General features: G+C 46.3%; 16 protein-coding genes. 9 read left to right on the forward strand and 7 right to left on the reverse strand.

The window, feature by feature from the left end; translation table 11 throughout:
* Window positions 1-1,389 carry a cell division protein FtsA gene (gene ftsA, locus KCO92_RS03875; protein ID WP_104696204.1) on the forward strand — a complete coding sequence of 463 codons (1,389 nt, stop codon included), beginning with the start codon at window positions 1-3 and terminating at the stop codon, window positions 1,387-1,389.
* A gap of 10 nt (window positions 1,390-1,399) precedes the next feature.
* Window positions 1,400-2,539, forward strand: a complete 1,140-nt coding sequence (gene ftsZ / locus KCO92_RS03880) for a cell division protein FtsZ (protein WP_104696223.1) — start codon at window positions 1,400-1,402, stop codon at window positions 2,537-2,539.
* Here ftsZ and tgt read toward each other — a convergent pair.
* The gene (tgt, locus tag KCO92_RS03885) at window positions 2,536-3,639 is read right to left on the reverse strand and encodes a tRNA guanosine(34) transglycosylase Tgt (protein WP_104696205.1); all 1,104 of its coding nucleotides are present in this window, start codon (window positions 3,637-3,639) and stop codon (window positions 2,536-2,538) included. The genes ftsZ and tgt overlap by 4 nt on opposite strands.
* Before the next feature lie 51 nt (window positions 3,640-3,690).
* Here tgt and KCO92_RS03890 point away from each other — a divergent pair, with 51 nt between their 5' ends.
* From KCO92_RS03890 to bioV, 7 genes are read left to right on the forward strand one after another with little or no spacing between them, the layout of a single operon-like run.
* Entirely contained in the window at window positions 3,691-5,106 is a 1,416-nt protein-coding gene (locus KCO92_RS03890) for a COG3400 family protein (RefSeq protein ID WP_199766204.1), read from the forward strand.
* Window positions 5,103-6,131, forward strand: coding sequence for a 3-dehydroquinate synthase (gene aroB, locus KCO92_RS03895; protein ID WP_104696207.1), 1,029 nt, complete (start codon window positions 5,103-5,105; stop codon window positions 6,129-6,131). The genes KCO92_RS03890 and aroB overlap by 4 nt, the downstream gene beginning before the upstream one ends.
* Window positions 6,122-7,624: a mechanosensitive ion channel domain-containing protein gene (locus KCO92_RS03900; protein ID WP_104696208.1), complete on the forward strand. Its 1,503-nt coding sequence runs from the start codon at window positions 6,122-6,124 to the stop codon at window positions 7,622-7,624. The genes aroB and KCO92_RS03900 overlap by 10 nt, the downstream gene beginning before the upstream one ends.
* Window positions 7,621-9,198: a mechanosensitive ion channel domain-containing protein gene (locus tag KCO92_RS03905; protein ID WP_104696209.1), complete on the forward strand. Its 1,578-nt coding sequence runs from the start codon at window positions 7,621-7,623 to the stop codon at window positions 9,196-9,198. The genes KCO92_RS03900 and KCO92_RS03905 overlap by 4 nt, the downstream gene beginning before the upstream one ends.
* Window positions 9,195-10,442, forward strand: coding sequence for a tRNA (N(6)-L-threonylcarbamoyladenosine(37)-C(2))-methylthiotransferase MtaB (gene mtaB, locus KCO92_RS03910; protein ID WP_104696210.1), 1,248 nt, complete (start codon window positions 9,195-9,197; stop codon window positions 10,440-10,442). Before KCO92_RS03905 ends, mtaB begins: the two co-directional genes overlap by 4 nt.
* Window positions 10,429-12,087, forward strand: a complete 1,659-nt coding sequence (locus tag KCO92_RS03915; RefSeq protein ID WP_104696211.1) for an AAA family ATPase — start codon at window positions 10,429-10,431, stop codon at window positions 12,085-12,087. The genes mtaB and KCO92_RS03915 overlap by 14 nt, the downstream gene beginning before the upstream one ends.
* Window positions 12,087-12,644: a pimelyl-ACP methyl ester esterase BioV gene (gene bioV / locus KCO92_RS03920; RefSeq protein WP_104696212.1), complete on the forward strand. Its 558-nt coding sequence runs from the start codon at window positions 12,087-12,089 to the stop codon at window positions 12,642-12,644. Before KCO92_RS03915 ends, bioV begins: the two co-directional genes overlap by 1 nt.
* 219 nt (window positions 12,645-12,863) lie before the next feature.
* Here the strand turns inward: bioV and murA are convergent, their stop codons facing one another.
* Genes murA through gltX form a run of 6 tightly spaced genes read right to left on the reverse strand, consistent with a single transcriptional unit; the run spans window position 12,864 to window position 18,648 of the window.
* Complete coding sequence (gene murA, locus KCO92_RS03925) at window positions 12,864-14,141, reverse strand: UDP-N-acetylglucosamine 1-carboxyvinyltransferase (protein ID WP_104696213.1); 1,278 nt, start codon at window positions 14,139-14,141, stop codon at window positions 12,864-12,866.
* A gap of 9 nt (window positions 14,142-14,150) precedes the next feature.
* On the reverse strand, window positions 14,151-14,549 hold the full coding sequence (locus tag KCO92_RS03930; RefSeq protein WP_104696214.1) for a hypothetical protein: 399 nt from the start codon (window positions 14,547-14,549) through the stop codon (window positions 14,151-14,153).
* Window positions 14,549-15,373 (reverse strand): UTP--glucose-1-phosphate uridylyltransferase GalU, encoded by an 825-nt coding sequence (gene galU / locus KCO92_RS03935; RefSeq protein ID WP_104696215.1) that lies wholly within the window; start codon window positions 15,371-15,373, stop codon window positions 14,549-14,551. The genes KCO92_RS03930 and galU overlap by 1 nt, the downstream gene beginning before the upstream one ends.
* A 1-nt stretch (window position 15,374) precedes the next feature.
* Window positions 15,375-17,015 (reverse strand): lytic transglycosylase domain-containing protein, encoded by a 1,641-nt coding sequence (locus tag KCO92_RS03940; protein WP_233710525.1) that lies wholly within the window; start codon window positions 17,013-17,015, stop codon window positions 15,375-15,377.
* A 3-nt stretch (window positions 17,016-17,018) separates the two neighbouring features.
* Window positions 17,019-17,312: a YggT family protein gene (locus tag KCO92_RS03945; RefSeq protein ID WP_104696216.1), complete on the reverse strand. Its 294-nt coding sequence runs from the start codon at window positions 17,310-17,312 to the stop codon at window positions 17,019-17,021.
* Window positions 17,302-18,648 (reverse strand): glutamate--tRNA ligase, encoded by a 1,347-nt coding sequence (gltX, locus tag KCO92_RS03950; RefSeq protein WP_104696225.1) that lies wholly within the window; start codon window positions 18,646-18,648, stop codon window positions 17,302-17,304. Before gltX ends, KCO92_RS03945 begins: the two co-directional genes overlap by 11 nt.
* Window positions 18,649-18,775 lie beyond the last annotated feature (127 nt).

The raw sequence follows: 18,775 nt of genomic DNA on the forward strand, positions 1-18,775 counted from the left end.
GTGAATCCGATCATACTTGGTGTGGATATTGGCTCTAGCAAGATTTGCGCCATCATTGCTGAACTCAAAGAGGGAACTCCTCAGATCATCGGGGCGAGCACACAAAAATCTGAGGGAGTGCGCAAGGGGAGTGTGAGCAATATTTCCCAAGCGGGTGAAATCGTCAAAAAAGCCATCGAAGATGCCAAGCGTATGGCAGGTTTGGACTTTGTAGAAAAAGCGATCGTTTCCATATCGGGGGCTTATACCCAGAGTGTAAATAGCTCTGGAATTATCAATGTGCCTAATAATGAGATCACGCTCAAAGAGATCAACCGCGGGTTAGATACCGCCCTGCACAATGCCTCTATCCCGGCTGGGCATGAAGTGATCCACATTCTGCCCTACCAATTCAAGTTGGACAATCAGGACAATATCGAAGACCCGATGGGGATGAGTGGTTCGCGCCTAGAGGTCTTTACCCACATCGTTACCGTGCAACACAGTAGTTTAGAAAATCTGCGTCGGGTGATTCAAATCGCTGGGGTGAAGATTGAAAATATCGTTTTGAGTGCTTATGCGGCTTCCATTGCGGTCTTAAGTGAAGATGAGAAGACCTTGGGCGTGGCCTGCATTGACATTGGGGGGAGTACCTGCAATATCATGGTCTATGAGGGCAATTCTATGCGCTTTAATGGCTATGTGCCTGTGGGATCGGAGCATATTAGAGATGACTTGGCCATTGGTCTGCACACTCCTTTGGGCGCGGCCGAATTTGTCAAACGCGAGTATGGGAATTTGCTGGCCGAAGAGAGCGATCAAGAGATCGAAGTGCCTGCCGTGGGAGCGGAAAATAAGAAAAACCGCTTTCCTCTGAAGTTTGTACATGAAATCATCAACACCCGTGTGTTAGAGGTCTTTAATTTACTCAACAACGCGCTGATTAGTAGCAAGCTCAAGGATAGTTTAGGGCGGGGTGTGGTGCTTACAGGAGGGATGACCCACATGCAGGGAATCCAAAATGTCGCTGGTGCGATCTTTGGAAACATGCCCGTGCGCATCGCTAAACCTATGGAGATTAGTGGGCTGTTTGAAGAGCTCAAAGACCCCACTTACGCGGTAGCAATCGGTTTGATCCTCTATGGGGCAGGAGGGCACACTAATTACGAAAAGGATTCTGAGAAGACGATTCGCTACAAGGAGAGTCGCCATAACGCCCAACCCACTTTCACTTATGCGCCTGAGCGTAACTATATTGAAACCGATCTCACCAATCTCAAGCATAATAGTGAACCTCTTAAAGAGAGTGGAAAAGAGCGGAAAAAAGATATAATGTACCCCTACAGCAACGCGCCTAAGGAAGCGGGCTTTTTTGAGCGGATCAAAGAGTGGGGATCAAAGTTATTTTAAAGGACAATGGGTGGCGGTATTGAATGAAACGGGCGTAGAAGTAGAAGAAATCTTTGAAACCAATGGGGCGAAGATCGTCGTTATTGGCGTAGGCGGTGGTGGGTCCAATATGATAGCACATCTCATCGCTACGGGTACTTATAAAGACATCACTCTCATCGTTGCCAATACGGATGGGCAGGCCCTTAAATCTTCTAATGCTAAGAATAAAATCCGTTTGGGAGAAAAAGTTACCGGAGGCAGGGGAGCGGGCATGAAACCTGAAATTGGCAAACAGGCTGCTCAGGAATGTGTCGAAGTCATTAAAGAGATGGTTTCAGGGGCAGATATCGTCTTTATTTCAGCTGGTTTAGGGGGAGGAACGGGGACGGGGGCTGCCCCTGTGATTGCTCAAATCGCTAAAGATGCAGGGGCCTTAACTGTTTCTGTGGTGACAAAACCCTTTAGTTTTGAGGGGCGTAAGCGGGCTAAAATCGCCGAGGAAGGTCTGCAAGAGCTAAAAGCTGTGAGCGATTCAATCGTGGTGATCCCCAATGAAAAACTGATTGGTTTTATCGATAAAAATGCGGGCATCAAGGAGAGCTTCAAGGAAGTGGATAATGTATTGGCCAAGGCTGTTAATGGCATTTCTAGCATGATTATCAATTATGGGGAAAACGACATTAATGTAGACTTTGCCGACCTGAAAACTGTCATGAATCATCGCGGATTAGCCTTAATGGGCATTGGTGAGGCCACAGGGGTCAATGCCGCCACAGTAGCAGTAGAGAACGCCATTGCCTCACCTTTGTTTGACAATGTTTCCATTAATGGTGCCATGGGGGTTTTAATCAATTTTGAGTGCCATCCGGATTATCCCCTCTTAGAGATCACCACTTCAGTGGGCATTGTAGAGTCGATGGCCGATGAGGACGCAGACATTATCTTTGGAAAGTGCACCTCCACCAACACCCCTACCGATCATGTGAAAGTGACTATCGTGGCAACGGGTTTTGAAAAGCCCACTGCCCCTAAAGAAGAGCTTAAATCTGAATCTTCTTTTAGCCTTTCTAAAAGCGCTTTGGAGGATATTAGACTGGTGAGTAGTGGGGAGACCTACCAGGGCATCGATTTAGACAAGCCAGCCTTTTTGCGCCACCAAAAAGACTAACCCAGTCTCTCAAGCATGCAGGTTTTGTAACTTGCATAGCGTCCTTGTAAAATCGCCTCTCTAGCCCCGCGCACCAATTCTAAATAAAAATGCAGATTGTGTAAACTCGCCAAACGAAAATAGCTCAATTCTCGCGTCCTAAAAAGGTGGTGTAAATACGCTCTGGAGTAATGCGTGCAGGTATGGCAGATGCAGGTACAATCCAAGGGTATGTCGCTGTCCTTATGGTGGGCATTTTTAATACTGATCTTGCCCTGCATGGTAAAGAGCGTGCCATTTCTAGCGTTGCGCGTAGGCATGACACAATCAAACATGTCCACGCCCCGATCGATGGCTTCTAGTAAATCTCGGGGCGTGCCCACTCCCATTAGGTAGCGGGGTTTATTAGCAGGTAATAAGGGCGCAGTATGGCTGATCGTATCATACATCTCTTGCGCGCTCTCTCCCACTGCTAACCCACCGATAGCAAACCCATCAAAATCCAATGCGCTTAATTCCAACGCGCTTTGCGTGCGTAGAGCTAGATGTGTGCCTCCCTGCACAATGGCAAAAATACGATTATAAGGGCGGGCATGGCGGATATGGTGTTCCAAGCTTGCTTGTGCCCACGCTGTAGTGTTTTGCACCCCCTTTAAGAGGCGACTATAGGAAGCTGGCAGACCCACTAAATCGTCTAAAACCATGCAAATATCACTATTGAGGGCATATTGAATATCTAAGACCTTAGAGGGGGTGAAAAGATGGCTACTCCCATCAATATGAGATTTAAACACAATGCCCTCAGGGTGTTCTTTAGTGTTGTGGCGCAAAGAGAACGCTTGAAAGCCCCCACTATCGGTTAAAAAATTCCCCTTAAACCCGCTAAAGCCATGCAAGCCTCCTAGTTTGGCGATGCGCTCATGGGTAGGACGTAAATAGAGATGGTAAGTGTTAGCTAAAATAATAGGGGCTTTAAGCGCATGGAGGTCTTGGGTATCCAGGCTTTTAACACTAGCTTGTGTACCCACAGGCATGAAAACCGGGGTTTGCACTACACCATGCGCTAGTTTTAAAGTCAATGCTCGCGCATTTACATCCTGAGCGTCTAACCTCACTTCCATCAATGACCTTAATATTTTTACTATATAATAACCAAAAACAATGGGAAGTGCTTGAAAAGGGTTATGTTGATCTTGGAGGGGACTGTTGCCAAAAAATGTATCGAGGTGGTAGCCACCAAGTATTTTAGCAATAATTTTTACCTCATTATCACCAAAGACCCCAGTTGTTTACCCGCTAGCTTGCCCAGCACCTTTGCTGTGCACCATTTTGACCCCACCTCTGCCTACCATCTACACCCCCTCTTAGACGCACAAGTCAGTGATGTTTTCCTCATCATGGGGAATACCAAAGAGCAACAAGCCGTCTATGAGATCATCCGCCAAAAAAATAAAGAAGTGCGTTTAGTGGTAACTTTGAAGAGTGGAGCAGAGTGGGAGGGAGGCAAAGATGATAAACTAGTATTGATGGATAATGCCCAAATCATTGCCAACAAGTGCATCGCCAAAATTCCCAATGTGCCCAATGTGCCTCAAGGGTTTGGATTGGAACAAGGGGAAGTGATGGAAATTGGTGTGCCCTTTGGGAGTGTTTTTGCCTACCGCCACATCGGGGCTTTGCGCCAAAAAGATTATAAAATCGTGGGGATTTATCGCAAAAATAAGTTTTTCTTAAGTAGCCCATCTACCATTATTCAACCCCGCGATCAACTCTTGGTAGTGGGTAATCCAGAAGTGCTCAATAATGTCTATTTGCAGGTAAAAAGCAATGTAGGGCAGTTTCCAGTGCCCTTTGGACGCGACATTTACCTATACATAGACATGCACTTACAGAGTCCTCAGGCCATCGAGCGTGATCTCAAGCAAGCCCTCTTTTTGCATGAGAATCTCAAAAGTTTGGTTCTGTATATCTACATCCTCAATCCCAAACTCAGCGCTTCGAAAATACGCGCTATTGAAAGAGAAGATATCCATGTGCATTTAGATTTTAGCGGGAGCACTTTTCATGAAAGGTTGAGCTTGGATAGCCAAAAAAAGATTGGCCTAGTGGTAGTAGGCAAGGAAATCTTTAGCTCTGCTCAAAATCGCCAAACCCTTTTTGAAATCACCACTCCCATTTTTAAAACCAATGCTAGGGGACTGGACGACATCAAAAAAGGCATGGTAGTGCTCAATGAAAGCATGCAACAAAGTGAGGATATCTCCTCTGTAATGTTCGATGTTTGCGCACAAATGAGCTTAGACATGCTATTATATGACTTTGACCCGGACAAGCGTTACAAGGTGGAAGTCATTGACAATTACAAACACCTTTCTCATATCTACAATCGTAAGATCAAGATCATCCGCACCTCTATGAAAAACCCTATCTTATTTTTAAGAAAACTCGAAACCTCCATCATGCAATTTTTGCCCTTTGAATCCTGTATCACCCAGAGCGAGCTCTTTTGGATGTTTTCGACCAAAGTCGAAAAGATTGCTTTCTTAAGCGATATTCATCCTCAACTCTTTATCCCTGTGGTAGAATGATGCACCTGGAGATTCAAGCAGGGCAAGGGGCTTATGCCGTGCATATCGGGGCATTGCCCCAGATCAAACTGCCTTGTAAAGTGTTGATCGTGAGCGACATGCCAGTTGGGGAGCTGTATTTAGCCCCCTTGCTAGAGCGTATAGAGGCAGCGCACATAGCAACCCACTTAGTGCCCACAGGCGAATCCTTTAAAACTTGGGACACCTTAGAGGGTATCTTAGAGAGTGCCTTTAGCGCGCATTTGAGTCGCTCAGATTGCATGATCGCCTTGGGGGGTGGAGTGGTGAGCGATATGGTGGGTTTTGCCAGCGCGATTTATAAACGGGGCGTTGATTTTTACAATATCCCCACGACCTTGCTCGCCCAAGTGGACGCAAGCGTGGGGGGCAAAACGGGGATCAACAACGCGCATGGGAAAAATCTCATTGGGGCTTTTCATCCCCCCAAAGCCGTTTATATTGATCCAAATTTTTTAAAGACCTTACCCCAACGCGAGTTTAGGGCGGGTGTGGCAGAAATGGTTAAGAAAGCAATTTGTTTGGACGCGCCCTATTTTGAGTGGCTACACAACCACCCCATAGAGGCGCACCTAGAAGAGGCGATCTTTAAGAGTGTGCAAATCAAAGCTAGAGTGGTGCAAGCAGATGAGAGAGAGAGTGGGGCGCGCATGGCACTCAATTACGGACACACTTTCGCGCATGCTATTGAAAAGGAAGGTAACTACACGGAATTATTGCACGGGGAGGCAGTAGGGGTAGGTATGCGCATGGCTAACGCACTCGCCCTGCAATTAGGCTTGCTTGGGCATGAGAGTTATGTGCGCATAGAGGCATTGTTGCACGCCTATGGCTTAGACCTACCCTATAAAATCAAAAACATGGAGAATTTCTACGCCACTATGCAACAGGACAAGAAAAATAGCACCGGCGTGCGTTTCATTTTGCCCACAGACATAGGGAGTTTTAAGATATGTGATGGCGTGCCTCAAAGTGTGGTATACGAGGTATTGGATGCATGGGCTTGAGAATCCTTGTCTTACTATGGACATTGTGCGCAGGGTTATATGCCCAGCCAGACCCTAGCGTGCTCAAAGTCCAGCTAGAGAGTTTAGATAAACAACTCGAACCCAATGCATGGGTGCAAAAATTCAAGAATTTTGAACATTACCAACAGCTCTCCTCGCAGATTCGCCACTTACAAGCACAACTCAAAGCTCTCAAGACCAAAGGAGGGCATAACCTAGAAATAAGCACCTTGGAGCACAATTTACAGAGCCTCCAACACCAGCAAAAACTTTTGGAATCTTACAAAAATCCTCCCTTTAAAGAGTTGGTAGAAAAGCCTGCTGTTCTCAATATCCCCACAATCACAAACCCATTTGCTATTATCGGGGGGCTCTCTTTCTTAAAAACCCTACAAGCGCGCTACAAAAGTATGCAGAGCAATTTAGAGAGTTTAAAGCACGCTTTAACCCTAATCCAAGAAAAACGTGCTCTCTTAGAGCAACTCAATACTCTCAGCCCTAATCCACAACTGAGCGTGCAAACCTCCCAAGAGCAAGTTAAAATTCTTGAGTTTCAAAGCGCACAAAACCTCTTGAGCGCAAGTTTAGAAAGCTACGCTAAGGATGTGCAAGCCACGCGCGCGCTTATCCAAGATCAAATCAAGGATCAGCTCTTTAAATTGGCATGGGTGATGCTTGCCGCACTAGGAAGCGTGTTTTTGGCATGGTTGTTCAAACGCTTGAGTCATAAGTACCTAGCCGGAGATGAGCGCGCTTACACTATCAACAAAGCGATCAACTTTGTAAATGTGAATCTCATCGTCTTGATCTTTCTCTTTGCCTATTTGGAAAATGTTTCTTACCTGATCACCTTTTTAGGTTTTGCTAGCGCAGGGTTTGCCATTGCGATGCGCGATGTGTTCATGAGCGCGCTAGGATGGCTCTCTATTATTCTCAAGGGGAGCGTACATGTGGGCGATCGTGTCAAAATTACCAAAGACGGGAACACCTATGTGGGCGATGTGCTCGATATTTCCATGCTCAACCTCACTATTTTAGAAGAAGTAACCCTCACCACCTACACCAAAAATAACGGGCGCGCGGGGCGCATCATCTTTGTGCCTAATAACTACATTTTTACAGGGCTTTTTTCTAATTACACCCATTTGGGCTTAAATGCTGTGTGGGATAGCTTAGACTTCTTACTTCCCTTTGGCTCTAATTACCAGCGTGCCATAGATGTCGCTCTACAGATCGCTACAAGGCATTCTCAGTCTATTAGCCAAATTACCCGCACACAGCTCGATAAAATGCGTGCCAAATACGCGTTGCGTACTCTGGATTCTGAACCTAAAATAGCTCTCATGCCCGAAAAGGAGGGTATGCGCCTATATATTTCCTACTTGGTGAGTGCCTACGACACGCTAGGACTGCGCACTCAGATTGCCCTAGAGATCATCAAGGCCTTTGAACAGGCGGAAGATATTTTTATCACTCCTAAGTCTGCCTCATGAGATGGTGGTTTCTGTGCTTATGTGTTGGTGTGTTGATGGGTTCTCAGGATTCCATACCTAGCAGGGAAGCGTTGGCGCAACTTGAGATAGAATTGCTACACTTAGAAAAACGCCTAGAAGCCAGCAATAATATTTGGCTTAAGAAATTTAACAATGTGGAAAGTTACGATCAAATCTATGAGGAGATTCAGAGAATCCAGAGCCAAATCAATGTGCTCAAACATGCAAAAGGGGAGGATACGCTGCAAATCAGCACTCTAAACCATACTCTGCAAGCTCTCAAGCACCAAGAGGAGCTCTTGGAGCAATACAAAGTCAACCCCTTTAAAGAGCTTATAGAAAAACCCCAAATTGGCACGATTCCCTTCATCAGTAACCCTTTGGCCATTGTAACGGGGATTTCCTTTATTAAAACCATCAAAGCACAATACGCGACAATGCAGCGCAATCATAGACTCTTGATACAGGCCTTAGAGCTTTTAGAGCAAGAAGTGGGTGTGCTCACCCAACTAAAAGCCCTGCAAGAGAATAATAATACAGCTAAAAAACTCTATCAGGAACAAATTAAAAAGATCGAATTACAAGGGGCACAAAAACTCTTAAAAACTAGCATGGACTTGTATGCTAAAGACATTGAGGAAGTGAGCGCGAACATCCAAACCCAAATTAAAGCCCAGCTTTTCAAGCTTCTGTATGTCATGCTCATTGTGTTGGTAAGCATTGTCTTGGCGTGGGCTTTAAAAGTTATTAGCCATAAATATGTCCAAAGCAATGAGCGCGCTTACACGATTAACAAGGCGATCAATTTCATCAACGCCAACATCATCCTGTTGATTTTCTTATTTGCTTACCTGGAAAATGTCTCTTACCTAGTTACCGTGCTAGGTTTTGCCAGCGCAGGGCTTGCCATTGCCATGCGCGATCTGTTTATGAGTGTGCTTGGATGGTTCACCATTATTGTGGGAGGGAATGTGCATGTGGGAGATCGCATCAAAGTTTCTAAGGATGGAAATACTTATGTGGGCGATGTGTTGGATATTTCCATGCTCTACATCACTATCTTAGAGGATGTAACTCTCACCAGCTACACAGAGAACGACTGCCGCGCGGGGCGCATCATTTTTATCCCCAACAATTATGTCTTTACAAATCTCTTCGCCAATTACAGCCACTTTGGCATGAAGAGTGTTTGGGATGGGATAACTTTTTGCATCACCTTTGACTCCAACCACAAGAGGGCGATGGAAATCGCGCTAGATGTCGCCAACATGCATGCCAAGCAGTATACTGAGATGACCTATAAACAGCTGGGCAAGATGCGCACCAAATATTCTCTGCGCAACACCAGCGTGAATCCTAGGGTTTTCATGGCTCTACAAAAGGATGGGATTCAAATTTCTGTGTGGTATCAAACTAACTCTTATGCTACCCTTGCGCTCAAGTCTAAGATTTCTAGTGATATCATCGAGACTCTCTTAAAAGAGCCCGATATTTGGATCGCCTACAGCACCACCAAATTTGTGGGCGATGTGGGCGATGGATTTGGCAATAAGGACTATATAGGAAAAACATGAAACAGAAAGTCTACTTTAAAACCTTTGGCTGCCGCACTAATCTCTTTGACACACAGGTGATGTTGGCGCATTTGAGAGATTTTGAACACACCCAAAGGGAGGATCAAGCCGATATTGTGGTGCTCAATTCTTGCACAGTTACCAATGACGCAGACTATAGCGCGCGCGCTTATGCCAAAAAAATGAGTACTTTGGGCAAAAAAGTCTATTTCACGGGGTGTGGGGCGCATACACAGGGTTTAAAACTCTTTGAGCAAGGGCATGCCTTTGGGGTTTTTGGGCACGATCGCAAGGAGCAGATCAACACCCTATTGCAGGCTAAAGAGGGATTTTTTCATGCAGATAGCCTCGCGCATGTGGATTCTAGCATCGTACCTCTCTTTGTGGGCAAAACCCGCGCCTTTGTGAAAATCCAAGAGGGCTGTGATTTTAAATGCAGTTATTGCGTAATCCCTCTAGTGCGGGGCAAATCCCGCTCTTTGCTTGAGAGTCAGATTTTAGAGCAATGCCAAGTATTAGCTCAAAGCGGAGTGTTGGAGATCGTACTCACAGGGACCAATGTAGGGAGTTATGGTAAGGAAACCCGTAGCAATATCGCGCGCTTGATTAAAAGAATCGCGCGCATTGAGGGGATTAAGCGCGTGCGCATTGGGAGCTTAGAACCTAGTCAAATTGATGCAGAGTTTTTAGAACTGCTCGATCACCCCATTTTAGAAAAGCATTTGCATGTTGCCTTACAGCACAGCCATGACACCATGCTCAAACACATGCGGCGGCGCAACCGCACACACAGCGATCTCCAGCTATTAGAAAAGATCGCTTCTAAGGGCTTTGCACTGGGCACAGATTTTATTGTAGGGCACCCTTATGAGAGTGAGGAAATTTGGCAAAGCGCGTTAGAAAACTTCAAAAAGTTACCCTTAACTCACCTACACCCCTTTATTTATAGCGCGCGTGCGGGCACGCTCTCTAGCACCATGCCAGAGCGCGTGCGGGGCGATGTAGCCAAAAAGCGTTTGCAAAGCCTTAGCGCGTGCGTGCAAACAAATAACCACACTTTCCGTGTGCGCACCCAAGACACCCCCCTAGAGGTATTGGTGGAGAGTTACAAAGAGGGACATTATTGCGGGAGTGATCAGTATTTTAACCCCGTTAAAATTGCCTCTACACAGGATTTGCGGGGAAAATGGGTGCGCTTAGATACTTATCATGTGCAAAAAGACATCACTTATGCGACGCTTTAATAAAAAGGTGATCTTGGGGGGCTTAGGAGTGCTGCTAGGTGCGATTGTCGTGGCATTTTTGTTCTTTAGAGATCAAGTTAAACTGGTGAGTATCAAGGACTTTAACGCTCTCTTGCATTCGGATAAAATCCAAAGCATCCAAATGGACGATCGCTACATCTATTTGAAGGTGAATTTTAAGATTTACAAGACCGCGCGCGTAGGCTGGAAAGAGAATTTACAATTCCCCAGCAATATCCCCATTGAGATTCTCAAGGAAGAAAACACCACCCAACAGCTCTTAGACATGGTGATCATTTTCTTTTTCCTCATCGTATTGGCCTTGCTCCTGCGCTTTGCATGGACGCGCAAAAATCTTCCCTTGCAAACCAGTTATGAGGGCGCGCTCAAAGCCCAAAGCCCGCCCATGCCCTCTTTGCACGCCACTCTGCCTAGCGTGCGCTTTGAAGATGTCGCGGGCACTAAGGAGGTCAAGGAGGAGCTTTATGAGATCGTAGACTATCTCAAAAACCCCAAGAAATACCAAGATTTGAAAATCAAATTGCCTAAAGGCGTGCTCTTGGTGGGACCCCCGGGGGTGGGTAAGACAATGATTGCTAAAGCCCTAGCCTCTGAAGCCAAAGTGCCTTTCTTTTATCATAGCGGGAGCGCGTTTGTGCAAATTTATGTGGGTGTGGGGGCTAAGAGAGTGCGCGAACTCTTTGCTAAGGCTAAAGCCTTTAGTCCCTCCATTGTGTTTATTGATGAGATTGACGCGGTGGGCAAGGCTAGAGGCCACCAGCGCAATGACGAGAGGGAAGCTACGCTCAACCAGCTTTTAACCGAGATGGACGGCTTTGAGGAAAGCTCTCAAGTGATTGTGATTGGGGCGACCAATAAAATTGATGTGATGGATGAAGCCTTGCTACGCAGTGGGCGTTTTGATCGGCGCATTTTTATCTCTCTACCCGATTTAGAAGAACGCATACAGATTTTAGATTCTTATCTCAAGGACAAGCAACATAGTTTAGATTGTAAAGAAGTGGCTAAAATCTGCGTGGGCTTTAGCGGGGCGATGCTGGCATCTTTAGTCAATGAGAGCGCGCTCAATGCTCTGCGCCACAACGCCCAAATCATCACCATGAAGGACATTTTAGAGGTCAAGGATAAGATCGCCTTTGGCAAGAAGAAAAATGTCGCCCTGAGTGAGCAAGAAAAAAATCTCTATGCTCTATATCAAAGTGCGAAAGCATTTAGTGCCTACTGGCTAGAAGTGGAATTTGACAAGGTCTTGTTGATGGGGGATTTTTTGATTGCTAGCGATCAAAAGGTGCGTAGCCAAAGCGAGATGAACAATAGTATCAAGGTGTATCTAAGTGGGATGATCATCCTAGAGTTATTTTTTCAAGAACACTACACCTTAGCCAAAGACGATCTCAAACATGCCTTTGAAATCGCCAAACGCATGTGTGAGGATTATGCGATGGGGCATAAATTCATCGGGGATCGCTCCGACATGGAGGCGTTGCTAGGCACGCTGTATAAGGAACAAAAGGAATTTTTAAGCAATTCTAAAATACAGGTGCAGGCGATGGCTAAAATCTTGCTAGAGAAAGAAAAGCTCTCTAAGCCCCAAATCCAAGAGATTTTACATTCCTTTGTGTGATGGTGGGTGCCTACTTCAGCGGTTTTGGTTTTGCCAATGAGAGCTGGCTTTTTGGCTGGATTTTAGAAAAATGCACGCGCTACGATGTGGCCGGTTTTAGCTATGGGGCGATACGCGCGCTAGAGTATGCTTATGAGCAAGTTAAGCAGGAAAAACGCGTGCAACACCTCGTCTTAATCGCCCCTTGCATGCTCGCCCACAAAAGCCAAGCCTTTAAAAATTTACAACTCAAAGCCTACCAGCAAAACCCCCAAGCTTATATGCAAGCTTTCTTTGAAAAAATCGGTTGGAGCACGCTCTTAGCACAGGACCCCAGCCTAGCGCGTTATACGCATTTAGGTAGTCTGCAAGATTTGCAAACCTTGCTCAACTACTACTATGCCCCTGAAAAGTTAGAGTTTTTATGCGCTAAGGGAGTGCGCTTGGAGGTCTTTATCGGGTTAGAAGATGCGATTATGGACGTTAAGGCGTTGTGCGCCTTCTTTAGAAATTACGGCTGTGTGTGGCAGTTTAAGGGGGCTAATCATTTGCTTAGAACACAATGTGTAAAACCCTAACGCGCCCTCCTAAATACTCCAATCATATCACAGCTACCACTATCTCTTAGATTGCACCCTCTTCTATATTGACATACTCCCCATAGCTAAAGCTAGGGAATTCTGGTATCATCAAAGTCCGCCCACAAAGCGGCGTGGTAAGCGTCTGTGGGTGTGAAAGCTATCCACAGCGCACCACCAATGCAGATCGTCAATAGGATTTTTTGAAACCAAAATGCATTATTCTTGCAAGCGTTTAACATGCGCGCCTAAGGCAGACATCTTAGATTCTAGGGTTTCATAACCGCGATCTAAGTGGTAGATGCGGTGCACACGACTCTTCCCCTTAGCCACTAGAGCAGCCAGCACAAGCGCAGAAGAAGCGCGCAAATCTGTTGCCATTACATCTGCGCCTATGAGCGCACTCTGCCCCTTGATGCGCGCTAATGACCCCTTAAGATTGATCTGTGCCCCCATGCGCTGTAATTCACTCACATGCATGAAGCGGTTTTCAAAGAGGCGCTCTTCAATCAAGCTCTCGCCCGCGCACTGGGTGGCTAGAGCCATGAATTGGGCTTGTAAGTCGGTGGGAAAACCGGGGTATTCAGTGGTGATGATCTCAAAGGGTGTACGCGTGGGGGCGGGGTGAATGTAAATGGTATGCTCATGGGGGGCTAATTCTTCGATTTCTAGGCCAAAACCAATTTCACTGAGTTTGCCCAAGATGGCTTCTAAATGGTGAGCATTGGCATGGGTAATAGAGAGACTGGAATTGGTGATAGCAGCTGCGCACAGATAAGTCCCTCCCTCAATGCGATCGGGAATAATTTTTATGGGTTGGAATGTTAAGGTTTCTTGCTGTGTGCCTTGAATATGGATTTCACTACTGCCCACACCGCTTATTTCCACGCCCGCCTCTTGTAAAAACTCACAGAGTTGCACCACTTCGGGTTCTTGGGCGGCGTGCACGATCTTACTCTCCCCCTTAGCCAGTGCGGCAGCCATAATGACATTCTCCGTGCCCGTCACACTAATCTTGTCAAAGACAATATCGCACCCGCGCAATCCCTTTTTAGCTTTAGCAACAATGTAACCCTGTTCGATATGAATCTGTGCCCCCATTTTTTCTAAGGCTTTGAGATGTAGATCCACTGGGCGCGCGCCAATAGCACAACCCCCCGGTAAACTCACCTTGCACTTGCCAAAACGCGTTAAAAGTGGACCCAAGACCAAAATAGAGGCGCGCATTTTGCGCACAATATCATAAGGCGCATCTAGGCTAGTGATATGTGTGGCATCGAGTTTGAGAGCATGGGGGCTATCCCAGGTCAATTGCACCCCCAAATGTTGCAACAGAGTTGCCATGGCATGCACATCGGCCACAGCAGGTAAACCTGCGATCTGTGTCGCACTTCCCAAGAGCGTGCATGCCAAGATGGGTAGAGCCGCATTCTTAGCCCCTGAAATCGCCACACTTCCAGATAGGGATTGCTTTCCCTTGATTTCCAAATAATCCACAATTTCCCTTTAATCTTTCTTTTTATGTTTGAGTGCGAGCCCCACGGTGTTAGCGATGGATTTAGAGAGTTTGGGATTAGCCTCTTCTAGATCATGCCCAAATTTAATCGTGGAATCGATGTCTATGTATTCGCTCTCAGCGATACTCTCAATGAGTCCTAACCAATCGCCCTCTTTGGCATCTTTAGGGAGGATGTTGTAATAGCGGATGAAGTTGTCCACAAGGGTGTCAAACTCCTCTTTGGTCTTGAGCATGGCGGAATTGCTGATGAGTTCTTTGAGAGCGGGGGGTTTTTTAGCAGGAGGAGGGGGTTGGAAGTAGGTGTAAATCAGACCGATAATGAAAATGGGAAAGGCTAGGAAGAAACCCGCACTCCAGTAAATCGCGTAAAACCACAGATCGGTCATTAGCCCCTCACCAGTTCGTAAAAATCATTAGTGGCTTGCACAAACCCATGCATGCTCCCACAATCATAACGCTTGCCCTGAAATTTATAGGCCAAAACCTGTTTACGCTGGGCTTGCTCTAAGAGCGCATCTGTGATTTGGATCTCTTGGTTCTTGCCCGGCTTGGTGGTGGCAAGCACGGCAAAAATATCAGGGGTGAGGATATAACGCCCGATAATCGCTAGATTACTGGGGGCTTCCTGGGCCTTGGGTTTTTCGACCATATCCATCACTTGATACACCCCATAGGCAATCTCCTGTCCTTTGATCACTCCGTATTTATGCACCTCCTCCATGGGCACCTCTTCAATGGCTACAATGCAGCATTGGTATTTAGCATAAAGGGCGACCATTTGGGAGAGCACTCCGGGTCCTTGAGGGTTAATACAAAGATCGTCTGCTAACACAACACAGAAAGGCTCATTGCCAATTAAAGTTTGGGCGGTGTAAATGGCATGCCCTAGCCCTTTCATCTCATTTTGGCGAGTATAAGAGAATTTACAGGCTTGCATGATAGTGCGGATACTTTCTAAAAATTGCTCCTTATTAGTCCCATTGATTTGGTGCTCGAGTTCATAGCTGATGTCAAAATGATCTTCAATGGCGCGCTTTCCCCGCCCTGTTACGATGGCCATGGTATCGCATTGGGCTTCCATGGCCTCTTCTACACCATATTGAATCAGGGGTTTATTCACGATAGGCAACATCTCTTTGGGCATCGCCTTAGTGGCAGGCAAAAAGCGCGTGCCATAGCCCGCCGCGGGAAACAGACATTTTTTAATCATATTATCTCCTAGACTTAAGTGTGTCGTTAAAAAAGGCGTTGATGTCCATGGGTTTGGCATGCGGGGCAAAAATGCGCTGGTAGATAATGTAGTTAGCCATGACCTTCTGCCCGTAGATGCGGGTTTCTTCATAGGGAACAAGCTCCATGCTCAACCATGGCTCAAATTTACCAGGTCTAAAAAAATGCCGCTGAGTCAAGAGGCGTTTAAAAAATCCCGGGCCTGCATTGTAGCTATAGGCGACAAAGAGAGGGTGTTCAAATTCAGCTTTGAGATAGTTGAGGTAGTAGTTGCCAAAGGGCAGGGCAATTTTGGGATTAAACATGTCTGTAAGTTTAGTGGGTCCTACTCCCATTTGTTGGGCAAAATGAGGCACATTGAAAGGCATAATTTGCATTAGGCCTAGCGCGTAAGAGCGCGAAATGAGAGCGGGTAAAAGGAGGCTTTCCTGACGCGCAATGGCATAAGCTAAAGCTTTCTCTGGTAGAGAACTCCATGTAATGATGTGTTCATAGGGGGCTAGAAAATAATGCTTTTGCTTATTGTAACGGGATAAAAAATAGGCTAAATGGGGAAGGGTTTGGGGAGTCTTAAGACTCTCAAGTCTCTTGGCACGCACATTTTCATCTTTGAGCGCAAGAGTCTGATCACGAAAGAGTTGCCATGCAAAGGGGTCTGTAATGTCAAAAGGGGGTTTTTTATGGCGCGCCTGCAAGGTGGTAACAAGTTGATAGGGTGGGGTTTTATGGAGATTGAAGTTGGCGTAAAGACTGAAAAGATTGGGGTTATTGCTCTCACTTAAGCTCTCTAAAATGGCTCGATCCTGGGTGATGAGGTATTGCCAAAAGAGGGCCTTGTCTTTGAGGAATGGTGTGCTAGCTTGGTAGGCTGTACGCTTGAAATAATCTAGGGCTCTGTCCTCTTGCTTTTCTACTAAGGCGTTGATCCCTAGCAGGAAAAAAGTCTTGTCGTCCGTGTTGGTGATATTGGCCTTGGCTAGGGATTTCTTAAAATGCAAGAAACGCGCGTCAACTATAATGCGTTGGATAATCTGGTTGAGTTTGGGGTTATTTTGGTTAATAAAGGATTCAAGGAGTTTGGGCTCGATAGAGTGATCTAAGAGTTGGAGGCGTTGCTTGTAGGGCAGGGCATTGTAGAGATAGACAAGCGTGGTAACACTGCTGGCAAAGAGGGCTTGTGGGATATCATGGTGGAGTAAAATTCCAATGGAGGCGCTGAGTTTGGGGTAGTCCTTGAGCAATTGATTCTGCATGCGCTGCAAAAGAGGGCGTTCTGAAGCGCGTTTGGCACTGGCAAATACTTTAGAAAGGGTAAGACCCAGCGCAATGCACTGGGAATCTTTGAGAACAAGCTCTTGAAGAGAGAGGCTGGTGCACAGATTGGTGATACCCATGCCCAAAGCGTTCTTGGCGCGCATGGCCTCTTGGATGGCGGCACTCTTGTAGGTGACTAATTGATAAGCGCTTTTGGCTTCCTGTGTGGTGGTGTCTGCTTCTTTGAGAAACATCCAAATGTAAAAATCACGCGCAATACCCGCAGGTTTGCTTTTTAAAAAATCCAAAGTCAGGGGTTCAGCCCCCAAGAGGCAGAGCAACAACGAAAAGCACAACAATCGCAACACGCTTTAGCCTTGTGCGTAGACGAATAAAAGTTTGACCACAGTCATGTCCACGAATTGCAGGAGAATGATGACAGCCAGAGGAGAGAGATCAAGGCCATTAAAGACCAAAAAGGGCAAAAGCGATCTAACTTTTGCAAAAACGGGTTCTGTAAGGCGGTAGAGAATTTGCACCAAGGGATTATTGGGGTCGGGTTTGATAAAACTCAAAATCGACGCGATGATAATCACCCATGTGTAGATCGTGATTAGGCTATGCAAAATCGTGGCAAATGCGCCTAGAATAGTGCTAACAACCATGGGGGTCCTTTAGAGTGAGGATTTCAGACGCGAAGGTGCGCACAAAGGGATAGAGCAGACCCAACTCAATGCCGTGGGCTTGTCCGGTGAGCAAGATGCGCAAGGACTTAAAAAAGTCCTTGCCCTTGAGTTGACTAGCTTGCATAGCAGCTTGTTTGAAAGCCTGAAAATCTGCTAATTCTTCTAGGCATAGGGTTTGTAGGGCCTGGTAGAGAGTTGCGCAACGATCGTAGAAATTTTCTCCCTCATAATCACAGGTGATATCTTTGGGGCTGAACATCAAGGTCAATTTGCTTTGTAATTCACACAAAGTGCTCGAATCTTCTAAGAAGAGTTTAGCGAGCTGGGCTTTTTGGGGATGGTCGAGCTTTAGGAGTGTTTGGAGTTCTGAGAGTTCTAAATTTTGCAGGTGCCTATGGTTGAGGTGGCGCAGGTAGGCTAGATCAAAGCGCGCGCTAGAGGCACTCAGTTTATTTATATCAAACCAAGCACAACTTTCCTGCAGGCTAAAAATCTCCTTAGGGGGGCTATAGCCTAGAGTGATGAGATAATTGGCGACACTTTGGGGTAAAAAACCCTGTTGCAAGAGCCACGACACGCTCGAGGCAGCATCGCGTTTGCTCATTTTCTTACCGGTTTCGTGGTTTAAAATCAAGGGTAAATGCGCATAGGTAATCTCAGGGCATTTGACTTCTAAGACCTTAGCCAGTGCTTGCTGGATAAGAATTTGCTTGGGGGTGTTGCTCACATGGTCTTCGCCCCGAATGATGTAACTGATTTGGTAAGTAAAATCATCGCATGCACAGGCAAAATTGTAAGTAGGGGCTTTGTTAGCACGCAAGATCACAAAACTATCAAGCTCATGGGGCTCGAAGCGAATCGTACCCTTGATCTGATCTGCAAATTGCAGGGCATGCGCGCTTCCCCTCAGGCGCACTACAGGGTGGGGGTTGCTTTGTTTTTGCAGGAGAGCCCATGTATCGTGGTATCTAAAGGGGCGTTTTTCCTGCAAGGCGCGTTGCTTTTGTTCTTCTAAAAACTCTGGAGTGCAGTGGCAGTAAAAGGCTAGGCCATGATCTAAGAGTTTTTGAGCGTATTCTAAATGTGTAGGTAAATTAGCGCTTTGATAGACTAGCTGATCCCAAGAAATGCCTATTGCGCTCAAGAGCTCCAAGATTTCCTGATCCTTGTGCGGGATGTTGCGCGCCTCGTCTGTATCCTCAATGCGCACCATCAGGGGGCGTTGGAGTTGCCGCGCTATGATAAAATTGAGCAGGGCTGCACGCACATTCCCAATATGCATGTTCCCGGTGGGTGAGGGCGCAAAACGGAGCATTAAAAAGCCTTTTTGCATAGAATTATAGCCTATTCTTCTAAAACAATGCCCATTGAAGTTGTGTTATAATTCTCTTTAGAGCAGGGGTTTCTAGCCGTAACTGCGCTGGTGGTGTTGCTCTCCCATG

Source organism: Helicobacter salomonis (assembly GCF_017979425.1).
Lineage (GTDB): Bacteria > Campylobacterota > Campylobacteria > Campylobacterales > Helicobacteraceae > Helicobacter > Helicobacter salomonis.